The following is a 13,548-nucleotide window of genomic DNA, read 5'->3' on the forward strand; positions in this document are numbered from 1 at the left end:
GCACCACGCCCGCGACTCAGCCGACCGGGGGCGCGGTGGGTGCCTTGGCGGCCGGTTCCGGACCGGCCGGCGCACCGGGTCGGTCCAGCTCACCGAAGGACTGCCGGACCAGCCGGTTCGCCTCCTCCTGACTGATCCCCGAGGCCACCATGAGGTCGCTGGCGGTGGTGCGCACCTGGGCGACCACCACGCTGCCGGAGAACCCGACCCCCTCGGCGTACGCCCGACCGGCCTCGCTCACCGCGCGCAGCGACCGCTCCCGGGCCTGCTCGGGCTCCTCGCCCTGGGCGAACTCCTTCTTGAGCAGGCGGACCGACTCGGCGAGGTGCGCGACCGCGTCCGGCATCGGCCCGGGGACCGGTTCGTCGTCCTCGACCAGGGTGACGGCCCGCCGGATCAGCGTGCCGCTGTTACGCATCGCCCGGTCGATCGGCTCGGCCGCCTCCGCGTAGTGGGTCAGTTCGCTGCGCCGGTGCCAGCGCGCCGGAGAGAGCAGGGCGGTCTCCTTGGCGCCCTCGATCGCCTCGGAGAGCGCGGTCAGCTCCTCCTTGTTGTCCCGCAGCCGGTCCAGCGCCTCCTGGATCCGGTCGCGGTTCCGGTCGCGCAGGCCGTGGGCGGCGTTGTCGAGTTGCTCGGCGAGCAGGTCCAGGGCCGGGCGGGCGGCCCGGTTGAGCACCCGCAGCGGGTTGAGTGGCAGCAGGACCGCGGTGACCAGCAACGCGATGCTGCCGCCGACGAGCGCGTCGATGAACCGGGGGATCTCCAGGTCCTCGACCGAGGGACTGAGCGTCGCGATCAGCACCGCGGTGGCCGCCGCCTGGATGACGATCGCGACGCTGCCACCGGCGAAGATGGTGAGCAGGATCGCCGAGGTGACGATCAGCGCGAGCTGCCACGGACCGGTGCCCAGGAAATAGACCAGCAGGTCACCGACGAACACCCCGACTCCCACGCCGATGATCAGTTCGGCGGTGCGACGGAACCGTTGGCCCACCGAGACGGCGAGGGTGCCGACCGCCGAGATCGGCGCGAAGACCGGCTGCGGGTTGCCCAGCAGTTCGTGCGCGGCCACCCAGGCCAGCCCGGCCGCGAGACCCGCCTGGAGGGCCAGGGCGAGCGACATCCGTACCCGGTGCAGGCGGTCCTTGAGGGTGGCCTTGCCCCGGTGGTGCAGTTGCGCGACCGTCTCCGAGATCCGCTGGGTGTCCACGTCCGACAGGCCCTCGCGCATGCGGTTGCCGCGCAGCAGGGTGAATCGTCGGTCCCGGGCCACCGCCATGGCCGCGACTACCCACGGCACGAAGGGACAATCCTCGCCGGGCGGGTGCGCCCACCCAACGGGTGACGGACCCGCCGTGACCCGAGAAACCCCCCGGTGGTGCAGACTCGTCCGGGTGACGGGGCTGACGCAACGGTGGCGGGCCGCCGCCCGCTCGGCGGGCGCGACCCGGTCGGCGGCGGTGGACGACGCCGGGGCCGAGCTGCTCACCCGCTGGCGGGAGCCGCACCGTCACTACCACACGGTCGACCACCTGACCGCCGTGCTCGACCTCGTCGACCGGTACGCACCGGCCGCGTCCCGGCCCGACCTGGTCCGGCTCGCCGCCTGGTGCCACGACGCGGTGTACGACCCCCGGGCACCCGGCGACCGCAACGAACGCGACAGCGCGGCGCTCGCCGAGTCCCTGCTCACCCGGGCCGGACTGCCCGCCGCCGAGGTGGCCGAGGTCGGCCGGTTGGTCCTGCTCACCGCCGGGCACGCGGTGGACCCGGCGGACCGCGACGGCGGGCTGCTCTGCGACGCCGACCTGGCGGTGCTGGCCGCGCCCGAGCCGGAGTACGACAGGTACGCGGCGGCGATCCGCCGGGAGTACGCCCACGTGCCGGAGCCGGACTACCGGGTCGGTCGGACCCGGGTGCTCTCCGGGCTGCTCGCCCTGCCCGCGCTGTTCCGGCTAGCCCCGCTGGCCGACGCCGGACAGGCGCGGGCGCGGGCCAACCTGACCCGCGAGCTGGCCGCCCTCACCGGCCGGGGCGCGGGCGGCGAGGTGTTTGGGGCGACGTAGGCCGGTGGCCCGCAGGAGCCGGACGATCTCGCGACTCGGCACCACCTGCGCGCCGAGCCAGACCGCCATCGCGAAACGTTCCGCCGGGATGTCGTAGTGGTCCCGGTCGAAGCCGCGCCGGGGAGCGCCGAGCGCCTCGGCGAAGGCGTGCAGTTCGGCGACGGAGACGTCACTGATCAGGTGGGACCAGAGTCGACCCCGTGCCGGCCAGGCCGGCCGGTCCAGGTAGATCACGGCAGCCACGGTACCCGGCGACGACCCGAGGTTGATGATCACCATCGGCCGGTCGTAGCCTCGGCCCATGGCCAGCCTCCTCGACGACCTCCGCGCCGCGCTCGGCCCGGACGCGGTCCTCACCGACCCGGACCTGCTGCGCGGGCACGAGCGGGACGAGGCCGACCTGTGCGCGTCCGGCACCCCGCTGGCGGTCGTCCGGCCGCGCAGCACCGAGGAGGTGGCCGCCGTGGTGCGGGCGGCCGGGCGGCACGGCGTACCGGTGGTGCCGCAGGGCGCGCGGACCGGCCTGGCGGGTGCGGCGAACGCCGTCGCGGGCGCGGTGGTGCTGAGCACCGTGGCGATGGACGCGATCCTGGAGATCGACCCGGTGAGCCGGATCGCCGTGGTCCAGCCCGGCGTGGTCAACGCGGCGCTCAGCGCCGCCGTGGCCGAGCAGGGCCTGTGGTATCCACCGGACCCGGGCTCCTGGGAGTCCTCCACCATCGGCGGCAACGTCGCCACCAACGCGGGCGGGATGTGCTGCGTCAAGTACGGCGTCACCACCGAGTACGTGCTCGGCATGGAGGTGGTGCTCGCCTCCGGCGAGGTGCTGCGCACCGGTCGGCGTACCGCCAAGGGGGTGGCCGGGTACGACCTCACCCGGCTCTTCGTCGGCTCCGAGGGCACCCTGGGGGTGATCACCGAGGTGACCGTGGCGCTGCGGCCCGCCCCGGCGGAGTCGTTGACGCTGGTGGCGGTCTTCGGCTCCACCGCCGAGGCCGGTGACGCGGTGGCCCGGATCGCCGCTCGTGGGCTCTCCCCCAGCCTGCTCGAACTGCTCGACCGCACGCACCTGGTGGCGATCGAGGCGTACCGGCCGATGGGGCTGCGCACCGACGCCGAGGCGCTGCTGCTGGCCGCCGCCGACACCGGTCCCCGGGCCGCCGAGGACCTGGCCGAACTGGCCGCCGTCTGCACGGCCGCCGGTGCCGCCGAGGTGTACGCGGCCACCGACGCGGTGGAGGCCGCCGCTCTGCTCCAGGCCCGACGCCTGGCCCACCCGGCGATGGAGAGGTACGCGACGGACACGTACCCGGGCGGCAACGGCGGCCTGGTCATCGACGACGTGGCGGTGCCCCGGGCGGCGCTGGCCGCGCTGCTCGACGGGGTCGCCCGGATCGCCGTCGAGTGCGAGGTGCCGATCGGTGTGGTCGGTCACGCCGGTGACGGCAACATGCACCCGAACATCGTGGTCGACCGGGCCGATCCGGCCAGTCTGGAGCGGGGCCGCCGGGCCTTCGACGAGATCATGCGGCTCGGCCTGGCGCTCGGTGGCACCTGCACCGGCGAGCACGGCGTCGGGCTGCTCAAGCGGGAGTGGCTGGCCCGCGAGATCGGGCCGGTGGGCGTCCGGGTGCATCAGGCGATCAAGCACGCCCTCGACCCGTCCGGGCTGCTCAACCCCGGCAAGGTGCTCTGATCCGGGCCGTCCGGACTGCGCCGCCCGGGCGAGGTGCTTCTGACGGGCGGCCTCAGCCGACCATCTCGGCCGGGGTGTTCTGGGTGAGCAGCAGCAGGATCTCCTCGGCCACCTCGGGCCGTTCCTCGCCGGGGCAGTCCTGCGAGGTGATCAGACCGGCCGAGGTGAGCAGGCTGGAGGTCAACGCGCCGACGCAGGTGACCCGGTAGCCCCGGGCCTCGTCGGTCTCCTTCGCCAGCCTCGGGTCGGCGAGCAACTGCTGCAACCGTTGGCGGTGTTCCTCGCTGAGCGTGCCGGTGGAGGTGACGCCGTCGCCGGCACAGTCGATGCACTCCCACCGGCCGTCGGGGGTCACGTTCAGGGTGCGCAGCGGCCCGTCGCTGCCGAGGTTCTGCAACAGGCTGACCCGCCCCTGGCCGCTGGTCGCGGCGCCACCGGCACCGGGCTGGTCGGCGGCCGGCCCGCTCGCCGACCTCTCCGGTGCGGCGCGCTGGCCGAACGAGGCGCATCCGCTGAGGGCGACCACCACCAGGGCCGTGACGGGCAGGGACACCAGCCGTGACCAGGGTTGCGCTATCACGCGCGGAACCTACCCTACCGTAGGTAGGACACGGAAGCGTCCGGACGGACATCCATCGACAGCGATATCCAGAATGGACCTGGTCAGCGTGGCAGCCCCGCCGCACCGTCGTCCGCGCCACGGTCCGCCGGATAGCCGCGCACGTCCGGCGCACCCAGCCGGGCGGCGTCCGCCGTCGCGTCGTCCGGCATCAACTGGGACTGCCGCTCCGCCTCCACCCGCGCCCGGTAGTGCGTCACCTCGCGCTCGCGCCGGGCCGCGTCCCAGCCCAGCACCGCGCCCATCAGCTCGGCCGCGTGCTCGGCCGAGTCCAGCCCCCGGTGCGTGGTCTCGAAGGAGATCCGGGTACGCCGGGTGAGCACGTCCTCCAGGTGCAGCGCGCCCTCGGCACGGGCCGCGTAGGTCACCTCGGCCGCGAGGTACTCCGGCGCACCGGCCAGCGGCGACGCCTGCAACGGGTCGGCGTCGATCAGGGCGAGCAGGTCCAGGGTGAGGCTGCCGTAGCGCTCCAGCAGGTGCTCGACCACCCCGACCGGCACCCCGTGCCGACGGGCCAGATCGGCCCGGTCCCGCCACATCGACGCGTACCCGTCCGCCCCGAGCAACGGCAGGTCGGCGGTGCGCGAGGGACGTTGCGCCCCGAGCCGGTGCGCGGCCCGGTCGACCACGTCCGAGGCCATCACCCGGTACGTCGTGTACTTGCCGCCGGCCACCAGCAACAACCCGAGCATCGGCTCGATGACGGCGTGCTCCCGGGACAGCTTCGAGGTGGAGTCCGCCTCGCCGGCCAGCAACGGGCGCAGCCCGGCGTACACGCCCTCGATGTCGGCGGTGGTGAGCGGCCGGTCCAGCACGGTGTTCACCTGCTGCAACAGGTAGTCGATGTCGCTGGCGGAGGCCGCCGGATGCGACCGGTCCAGTCGCCAGTCGGTGTCCGTGGTGCCGATGATCCAGTGCCCACCCCAGGGGATCACGAACAGCACACTGCGGGCGGTACGCAGGATCAGCCCGGTCTCGCCGGTGATCGCCGAGCGGGGCACCACCAGGTGCACCCCCTTGGACGCCCGGACCCGGATGCCGCGCCGCAACCCGACGTCGTCGAGCATCCGCGACATGTCGTCGGTCCACACGCCGGTGGCGGCGATCACGGTCCGGGCGCGTACCTCGAACTCGGCCTCCGGGGAACCGGCGGGCGCCTCCAGGTCGCGGACCCGTACCCCGGTCACCTCCCGGGCCTGCCGGATCAGCCCGACCGCCCGGGTGCTGCTCACCACCGTCGCGCCCAGGCTCGCCGCGGTCCGGGCCAGCGTCACCACCAGCCGGGCGTCGTCCACCTGGCCGTCGTAGTAGCGGATCGCGCCGGCCAGCCCCTCGTTGCGCAGGCTCGGGAAGACCCGGCGGGCACCCTCGCGGCTGAGGTGCCGGTGCAGCGGCATGCCCCGGCCACCGCCGAAGAGACCCGCGAAGGCGTCGTACGCGGCCACCCCGGCGCCGTAGTACGCCCGGCGCAGCACCCGGGCCGGCAGGTCGCGTACGCCCTGCCCGGCGGGGAGCGGCACCAGGAACGGCACCGGACGCACCAGGTGTGGCGCCAACCGGGTGGCCAGCAGGCCCCGCTCGGTGAGCGCCTCGTGCACCAGGTTGAACTCCAACTGCTCCAGGTAGCGCAGGCCGCCGTGGATCAGCTTGCTGGATCGGCTGGACGTACCGGCCGCGAAGTCGCGGGCCTCGACCAGGGCCACTTTCAGCCCCCGGGAGGCCGCGTCGACGGCCGCGCCGGCTCCGGTCACACCACCGCCGATGACGAGTACGTCGAAGCGCTCGGCACGCAGCCGACGCAGGTCGTCGGCCCGGCGGGCGGGCGAGAGCTGGCCGGCAACGGATCGCAAGACGTGGGGATCGCGCACCCGTCCACGGTAGCCGCAGCGATCACCTGGTGGCATACGACGGCCGTCGGGGACGGCCGGTGGAGCCCGGACCGTAGGGTGTGCGGATGCGTGACGATCACTTGACGTCCGGTGACGCCGGCAGTCCCTGGGCCGTTGTCGCGGCGGTGCTGGTCGGCGGCGCCACGGTCACCATCACCCTGCTGACACAGGCCGGTGGCTGGTTGGTCGACCAGGTGCTGCTGCTCAGCGGGCTGGACCGGTTCGTACCGCTCTGGCCTCTGGCCGGTCTGTTCACCGTGCTCCTCGTCGGTGCCGCCACGCTGCCGCTGGCCCTGGTCCCCCGCTCGGCCGCGATCCGGGCCGCCGGCCGTGCCTGGCTGGCCGGGACGCTCGCGATGGTCGTACTCGGGCTGCTGCGGACGATCCCGCCGGTGCACCACGAGGCGTACCTCGCCGCACTGGCCGTGACCGCCGCGCTGCTGGCGCTGCTCGCGCACCGGCTCTCCCCCCGCCTGGCCCCCGCTCCCCACCCCGCCCGCCCCGAGCCCGACCGGGCCGCCCCACCGGCTCCCCGGCCGACCGTGGTGACCCTGCTCGGCATCGCGGGCGGGCTGGTCCTGCTGATGCCCTGGGTCCGGTTCGGGGCGCTCGGCGGGCTGCTGGAGACGCTGCTGGCCGGGCTGGCCGCCGCCGCCGTGGGAGTGCTGGCCGGTGAGTTGCTGGACGCCCGTTTCTGGGGCCACCACGAGGTCGGCGAGCCACCCCGACCGGCCCGGCTGGTGCTGCTCGGCGGTCTCGTCGCCGGTGTGGTGCTGCTGCTGGTCGGTGCCGGTACCGGCCAGTCGGGCGCCCAGTTGCCGCTGCTGCTGACCCTGCCACCGGCCGGCTTCGCGCTGGCCGCGCTGCGGGCCCTGGCCCGGCGTACCGACCCGGGACGCGGTCGCCTCCCCACCGCGACGCTGGTCGGGCTGGGTGTGTTCGGTCCGCTGGCCTTCACCGACCCGGAGGAGGTCACCCTGCTCCTGTCGGGCAGCCGGGACATCCCGTTCTGGGTGGCCGTCACCACGGGTGCCGGGCTCCTGATCGCGCTGCTGCTGTCGACCGCGTACGCGCTGACGCTGGCCCGGCCCTCGGCGCGCCCGCCACGTCGGGCCACGGCATGGGCGACCGCCGTGGTGATGCTGCTGACGGTCGGCGTCGGAGGTGTCGTCGCCGGCCAGCCCGGGCTGCACGGCGAACGGTTGTTCGTGGTGCTGCGGGAGCAGGCCGACCTGACCGGCCTGCCGGCCGGGACGGGCCGGGCGGGCCGGGACGCCCGCGCCGAGGAGGTCTACCGTCGGCTGGTCGACACCGCCGAGCGGACCCAGGCCGACCTGCGCCGCGACCTGCGCCGACTGCGGCTCGACCACACCGCCTACTACCTGGTCAACGCGATCGAGGTGGACGGCGGGCCGGTGACGCGGGCCTGGCTGTCCACCCGGCCCGAAGTGGCGAGGGTCCTGGTCAGCCAGCGGCTGCGCCCACTGCCGGTGCCGGACGGTACGACCCGCGGCGACGCCCCCGCGCCGACCGGGCCGCCCTGGAACATCACCATGATCGGCGCGGACCGGGTCTGGTCCGAGCTGGGGGTGACCGGTGCCGGGGTGACCGTGGGCAGTTCGGACTCCGGGGTGGACGCCGGGCACCCGGCGCTGACCCCGGGCTTCCGGGGCGGCGACGACTCGTGGTTCGACCCGTGGAACGACACCCGTACGCCGACCGACCGCAGCGGGCACGGCACCCACACGGCGGGCAGCGCCGTCGGGCGGGACGGCATCGGCGTGGCACCGGGAGCGCAGTGGGTGGGCTGCGTCAACCTCGACCGCAACCTGGGCAACCCCGCCGCGTACCTGGACTGTCTCCAGTTCATGCTGGCGCCCTTCCCGCCGGGCGGCGACCCGTTCGCGCAGGGACGCCCGGCCCGGGCACCGGAGATCCTGACCAACTCGTGGGGCTGCCCGTCGATCGAGGGTTGCGCCCCCCGGACACTGCTGCCGGCCGTCGACGCCCTGGAGGCCGCCGGGATCCTCGTGGTGGCCGCCGCCGGCAACACCGGCCCGTTCTGTCGATCCATCCAGGACCCGCCGGCCCCCTACCCGAACGTGCTGACGGTCGGCGCGGTGGACGAGCGGCGACGCGTCACCGACTTCTCGTCCCGGGGACCCACCCCGTCGGGAGTGCACAAACCGGACCTGGTGGCGCCGGGCGAGGAGATCCTCTCCGCGATGCCCGGAGGTGGCTACGCGGCGCTCGCCGGCACGTCGATGGCGACCCCGCAGGTGGCCGGCGTGGTGGCGTTGATGTGGTCGGCCAACCCGGACCTCGTCGGCGACCTGGACCGGACCCGACGCATCCTGCGCGAGACGGCCACCCCGATCGACGTCCCGAGCGGCACCGGCACCTGCGGCGGTACGGCGAACGTGGCCGGCGCCGGGCTGGTCGACGCGTACGCCGCCGTCGAGGCCGCCCGGGGCTGACGTCCGATCGGGTCTGACACCGGACCGGATGTGATCTAGGGTCGGCAGCCATGGACGGGACCACCATCGCCGAGTTGAGCGTCGAGCGGGCCGCCGAGGTGGTGGAGGTCTGCCGCCGGGCGCTCGACCTGCCGGAGGACGCGGCCGAGGCGGAGCCGCTCGTGGCGACGCTCTGGCACCGGGCCGCCGCCGACCGGCCGGTGCGGGTGTTCGGCGCGTACCGGGGTGAAGACCTGGTCGGGGTCCTGATCGGGTCGCTCTCCGGCGAGGCCGGGCACGTGGACCTGCTGGCGGTGGACCCCGAGGTCCGTCGTCAGGGCGTGGCCCGGGCCCTGCTCGGGCACGCCGAGCGGGTGCTGGCCGAGGCGGGCGCGGCCGAGATGGTGCTCGCCGGGAACCCGCCCCACTACGGCTGGCCCGGCGTCGACGTCCGCTACACCCCGGCGATCTGTCTCGCCCTCGCGCTCGGCTACCGCCAGGACCGTACCGCCTGGAACATGACCGCCGACCTGTCGTCCGACTCGTCACCGGCGCTGCGCTCCACCGAAGCGGCCGAGGCCCGGTTGGCCGGGCAGGGCGTGACGGTACGCCGGGCCGAGCCGGCCGACCTGCCGACGCTCGCCGCGTTCGCGCAGACGACCTTCGGCGGTGCGTGGGACGCCGAACTGGCCGGCTCGGTGGGCCGCCCCGACGCCGGCTGCCACCTGGCCGAGCGCGACGGTGCACTGCTCGGCTTCGCCGCGTACGGGTCGTCCCGGCCGAGTTGGTTCGGGCCGATGGGCACCGCGCCCGCCGCCGAGGGGTCGGGCATCGGTGGTGTCCTGCTCCGCCGCTGCCTACGGGACCAGCGGGCGGCCGGTGTCGAGTTCGCCCAGATCGGCTGGGTCGGGCCGGTGCCCTTCTACTCGCGCAGCGCCGGGGCCCGGATCGAGCGGGTCTTCTTCCTGTACCGCAGGGCGCTCACCGGTCGGAACGAGTCAACCGGCGCATAGCCGCCGATAGCACCGTTCCCCCACCCCGGTCATCGACGCCCCCTACGGTTTTGCGTAGAGGAGGCAGCCATGACCACGGATGACGAACAGACCCGGGACACCCTGGCGGTGCCCCTGGTCGCGGTTCCCGAACTCCCGGCCCAACTGCCGATCGACCGGCTGGACTACGGCGACGCCGAGCAGTTGGCGGAGATGTTCGGGGTCGCCGAGCCCCCCGAGGAGCCGCTCATCCTGGTCGACGAACCGGCACCGCACCACGGGCCGTACGAGCGGGCGCGGCACCAGCGCGACGAACGGCCACTGCCGACATAGGGAAGGGGCGGACCGCTGACGCGGTCCGCCCCTTCCGGCGTTGGAGCTGGACTCAGAAGTCCATGTCCCCGCCACCCGGACCAGCCGGGGCGGCCGGGGTCTTCTCCGGCTTGTCCGCCACGACGGCCTCGGTGGTGAGGAACAGCGCGGCGATCGACGAGGCGTTCTGCAGCGCCGACCGGGTCACCTTGGCCGGGTCGATGATGCCCGCGGCCAGCAGGTCGACGTACTCACCGGACGCGGCGTTGAGGCCGTGACCGGCGTCGAGGTTGCGGACACGCTCGACGACGACGCCACCCTCCAGGCCGGCGTTGACGGCGATCTGCCGCAGCGGGGCGTCCAGCGCGATCTTCACGATCTGCGCGCCGGTCGCCTCGTCGCCGGCCAGGTCCAGCTTGTCGAAGGCGGTCTTGCCGGCCTGCACCAGCGCGACGCCACCACCCGGGACGATGCCCTCCTCGACGGCGGCCTTCGCGTTGCGGACGGCGTCCTCGATGCGGTGCTTGCGCTCCTTGAGCTCGACCTCGGTGGCCGCGCCGACCTTGATCACCGCAACACCGCCGGCCAGCTTGGCCAGACGCTCCTGCAGCTTCTCCCGGTCGTAGTCGGAGTCGCTCTTGTCGATCTCGGCCCGGATCTGGTTGACCCGGCCCTGGATCTGCTCGGCGTCACCGGCACCGTCGACGATCGTGGTCTCGTCCTTGGTCACCACGACCTTGCGGGCGCGGCCCAGCATGTCGAGACCGGCGGCGTCCAGCTTGAGGCCGACCTCCTCGCTGATGACCTGGCCACCGGTGAGGATGGCGATGTCGGTCAGCATGGCCTTGCGGCGGTCACCGAAGCCCGGCGCCTTGACGGCGACCGACTTGAAGGTGCCCCGGACCTTGTTGACCACCAGGGTGGCCAGGGCCTCGCCCTCCAGGTCCTCGGCGATGATCAGCAGCGGCTTGCCGCCCTGCATGACCTTCTCCAGGATCGGGAGCAGGTCCTTGACCGACGAGATCTTGCTGTTGGCGATCAGGATGTACGGGTCGTCGAAGACGGCCTCCATACGCTCCGGGTCGGTCATGAAGTAGGCCGAGATGTAGCCCTTGTCGAAGCGCATACCCTCGGTGAGCTCCAGCTCCAGCCCGAAGGTGTTGCTCTCCTCGACGGTGATGACGCCTTCCTTGCCGACCTTGTCCATCGCCTCGGCGATGATCTCGCCGACGCTGGTGTCACCAGCGGAGATGGAGGCGGTGGAGGCGATCTGCTCCTTGGTCTCGACGTCCTTGGCGAGCTTCAGCAGCTCCTCCGAGACGCTGGCCACGGCCGACTCGATGCCCCGCTTCAGGGCCATCGGGTTGGCGCCGGCGGCCACGTTGCGCAGACCCTCGCGAACGAGAGCCTGGGCCAGGACGGTCGCCGTCGTCGTGCCGTCACCGGCCACGTCGTCGGTCTTCTTGGCGACCTCCTTGACCAGCTCGGCGCCGATCTTCTCGTACGGGTCCTCGAGCTCGATCTCCTTGGCGATGCTCACACCATCGTTGGTGATGGTGGGGGCACCCCACTTCTTCTCGAGCACGACGTTGCGGCCCTTGGGGCCGAGGGTCACCTTCACGGCGTCGGCGAGCTGGTTCATGCCCCGCTCGAGGCCGCGGCGAGCCTCTTCGTCGAACGCGATCATCTTGGCCATACGGCGTTGTCCTCCTGGACACTCACGGACCAGCCGGGGTGTGCCCCGGACGGGCCGTCTGGTGTACGCACCTTGGGACGTCGCCACCTGGCGACGGCGACGTCTCCTCGGCCGGGCCGGATAGCCCGCGACGACCGGCCACTGCCCCGCCCGGGGTGGTCCCCCGAGTGCGACGGTGGCCCCACCGTCCCGACCAACTGGCACTCACGCCATGCGAGTGCCAATGACTTGTTTAGCACTCTGCCCTGCCGAGTGCAAGCACGACCGCCGCGATCAGCCGAGTTCGTGCGCCAGTTGGGCGTCGTTCACCGGCCCCTCGTGTGCCCGCTGCTCGGCGTACGTGACGACCAGCCCGACCAACTGGGCGAGGTGGGCCGGCAGGGTCAGCAGCGCCGCCATCACCGTCACCAGGACCGTGCCGACCGTCACCGTCCGGGTGTCCATCGGGCCGGTGCCGATGAGCAACAGCCCCACCTGCTCGATCCCGGCCGCCACCAGCGACACGGCGATCACCGCGCCGATCACCAGCGCCAACCGGCCGAGCAGCAGACCCAGCCGCTGCCGCAGCATCTGGTGCGAACGGCCGATCGGGTTGTCCCGCTCGAAGAGATAGACCGGGCCGACCATGGCCAGCGCGAAGACCGCGTAGATGCCGGGCAGGAAACAGAGGCAGAGACCGAACAGCACGATCATGCCGACCAGCAGTGTCCAGCCCCACAGCCCGAGCGCCCGCCGGAGCCCGTAGCGCAGGGCGGTGCCGAGGTCGACCGGCGCACCGGCCGCCTGCCGGGCGATCACCCAGGTACCGGCCGCCCACCCCACGCACTGCGCCAGGCTGGCGACCAGACCGGCCCCGAACAGGCTGCCCACCCAGATGACGGCGTCGGCCCAGAACCCGGCGGGCAGCGCCTCACTGTCGCGGGCGAGCTGCTCCTCCCAGCGCGCGGAGGGATCGACCACCAGCCCGAGCACCGCCACCACCACCGCCGGCAACACCTGGGTGACCAGCACGATCGGCAGCAGCACCGGCCAGCCCCGGCGGAGCGCGCCGATGCTGCGCGCGTACCAGCCGCCCACTCCGGCACCGGGCGGATTCACCAGCGGGCTGGCCGGGTCGAGGCCGTACCCCGGCTGCGGATACCCACCATGGGCCGAGGCCGGATACGGCTGGCCCGGATAGGGCTGACCGGGATAGGGCTGGCCCGGGTACGGCTGATCGGGGTAGGGCTGGCCGGGGTAGGACTGGCCCGGATGGGGCGTCGGTGCGCCCGGCTGGCCGGACACGTCGGCGTGCCGATCAGGCCCGGTCACGGACGAGTCGGGCCCGGTCACGGACGACTCAGGCTCGTTCGCGCGTGAGTCGGACCCGTCCGTCGACGGGGTCGGCTCGTTCGCAGGCGAGGGCCGGCCCGGCTCGTCGGAGGACGAGGACGGACCCGCCGGGGGCGGCTGGTCGGACATGGACGCTCCTCAGCGATGGCTGGATCGGCCCATGATCTTCCCTGGTCGGCCCCGGCGCCGCAGCCCTGCACCGGCCACGATCCCATAACCCCGCCAGACGATCAGTCGGCGAGGCGGACGGGGTCGGTGCTCAGATGGCGCGGACCCGCTCGGCCTGGGGGCCCTTCTGGCCCTGGCCGATCTCGAACTCCACCCGCTGGCCGTCGTCCAGCGCCTTGTAACCGTCCATCTCGATCGCGGAGAAGTGGACGAAGACGTCCTGCCCGCCGTCGACGGCGATGAAGCCGTAGCCCTTTTCGGCGTTGAACCACTTCACGGTGCCCTGTGCCACGGTGTTGTCCTCACTCTGCGCGGCGTACCA

General features: G+C 73.4%; 12 protein-coding genes. 5 read left to right on the plus strand and 7 right to left on the minus strand.

Annotation, left to right across the window (positions count from 1 at the left end):
* Positions 1 to 16: 16 nt before the first annotated feature.
* Positions 17 to 1,231, minus strand: coding sequence for an aromatic acid exporter family protein (locus ACQVFL_RS27485; protein ID WP_396690951.1), 1,215 nt, complete (start codon positions 1,229 to 1,231; stop codon positions 17 to 19).
* Between the two features lie 163 nt (positions 1,232 to 1,394).
* On the opposite strand from ACQVFL_RS27485, the gene ACQVFL_RS27490 reads away from it, so the two are divergent.
* The gene (locus tag ACQVFL_RS27490) at positions 1,395 to 2,066 is read left to right on the plus strand and encodes an HD domain-containing protein (RefSeq protein WP_431727892.1); all 672 of its coding nucleotides are present in this window, start codon (positions 1,395 to 1,397) and stop codon (positions 2,064 to 2,066) included.
* Here ACQVFL_RS27490 and ACQVFL_RS27495 read toward each other — a convergent pair.
* On the minus strand, positions 1,956 to 2,369 hold the full coding sequence (locus ACQVFL_RS27495; RefSeq protein WP_396689950.1) for a DUF4031 domain-containing protein: 414 nt from the start codon (positions 2,367 to 2,369) through the stop codon (positions 1,956 to 1,958). The two genes, ACQVFL_RS27490 and ACQVFL_RS27495, sit on opposite strands and share 111 nt — an antisense overlap.
* On the opposite strand from ACQVFL_RS27495, the gene ACQVFL_RS27500 reads away from it, so the two are divergent.
* Positions 2,368 to 3,762 (plus strand): FAD-binding oxidoreductase, encoded by a 1,395-nt coding sequence (locus ACQVFL_RS27500; RefSeq protein ID WP_431727893.1) that lies wholly within the window; start codon positions 2,368 to 2,370, stop codon positions 3,760 to 3,762. The genes ACQVFL_RS27495 and ACQVFL_RS27500 overlap by 2 nt on opposite strands.
* Positions 3,763 to 3,814: 52 nt before the next feature.
* Here the strand turns inward: ACQVFL_RS27500 and ACQVFL_RS27505 are convergent, their stop codons facing one another.
* Positions 3,815 to 4,342: a hypothetical protein gene (locus tag ACQVFL_RS27505; protein ID WP_431727894.1), complete on the minus strand. Its 528-nt coding sequence runs from the start codon at positions 4,340 to 4,342 to the stop codon at positions 3,815 to 3,817.
* Positions 4,343 to 4,425: 83 nt separating this feature from the next.
* Positions 4,426 to 6,285, minus strand: coding sequence for a glycerol-3-phosphate dehydrogenase/oxidase (locus tag ACQVFL_RS27510; protein ID WP_396689945.1), 1,860 nt, complete (start codon positions 6,283 to 6,285; stop codon positions 4,426 to 4,428).
* A gap of 50 nt (positions 6,286 to 6,335) precedes the next feature.
* Here ACQVFL_RS27510 and ACQVFL_RS27515 point away from each other — a divergent pair, with 50 nt between their 5' ends.
* The 3 genes from ACQVFL_RS27515 to ACQVFL_RS27525 all read left to right on the plus strand — a co-directional run bounded on the left by ACQVFL_RS27515 (position 6,336) and on the right by ACQVFL_RS27525 (position 10,051).
* Positions 6,336 to 8,747 (plus strand): S8 family serine peptidase, encoded by a 2,412-nt coding sequence (locus ACQVFL_RS27515; protein WP_431727895.1) that lies wholly within the window; start codon positions 6,336 to 6,338, stop codon positions 8,745 to 8,747.
* A gap of 50 nt (positions 8,748 to 8,797) precedes the next feature.
* Positions 8,798 to 9,739 carry a GNAT family N-acetyltransferase gene (locus tag ACQVFL_RS27520; protein WP_396689941.1) on the plus strand — a complete coding sequence of 314 codons (942 nt, stop codon included), beginning with the start codon at positions 8,798 to 8,800 and terminating at the stop codon, positions 9,737 to 9,739.
* 69 nt (positions 9,740 to 9,808) lie between these two features.
* Positions 9,809 to 10,051 carry a hypothetical protein gene (locus ACQVFL_RS27525; protein WP_431727896.1) on the plus strand — a complete coding sequence of 81 codons (243 nt, stop codon included), beginning with the start codon at positions 9,809 to 9,811 and terminating at the stop codon, positions 10,049 to 10,051.
* 52 nt (positions 10,052 to 10,103) lie between these two features.
* Here the strand turns inward: ACQVFL_RS27525 and groL are convergent, their stop codons facing one another.
* The 3 genes from groL to ACQVFL_RS27540 all read right to left on the minus strand — a co-directional run bounded on the left by groL (position 10,104) and on the right by ACQVFL_RS27540 (position 13,518).
* A complete protein-coding gene (gene groL / locus ACQVFL_RS27530) occupies positions 10,104 to 11,726 on the minus strand; it encodes a chaperonin GroEL (protein ID WP_396689938.1) in 1,623 nt (540 codons plus the stop codon).
* 273 nt (positions 11,727 to 11,999) lie between these two features.
* Positions 12,000 to 13,037 carry a hypothetical protein gene (locus tag ACQVFL_RS27535; protein ID WP_431727897.1) on the minus strand — a complete coding sequence of 346 codons (1,038 nt, stop codon included), beginning with the start codon at positions 13,035 to 13,037 and terminating at the stop codon, positions 12,000 to 12,002.
* A gap of 280 nt (positions 13,038 to 13,317) precedes the next feature.
* On the minus strand, positions 13,318 to 13,518 hold the full coding sequence (locus ACQVFL_RS27540) for a cold-shock protein (protein ID WP_131053053.1): 201 nt from the start codon (positions 13,516 to 13,518) through the stop codon (positions 13,318 to 13,320).
* Positions 13,519 to 13,548 lie beyond the last annotated feature (30 nt).

The sequence above is a fragment of the Verrucosispora sp. TAA-831 genome, assembly GCF_050780145.1.
GTDB lineage: Bacteria > Actinomycetota > Actinomycetes > Mycobacteriales > Micromonosporaceae > Micromonospora.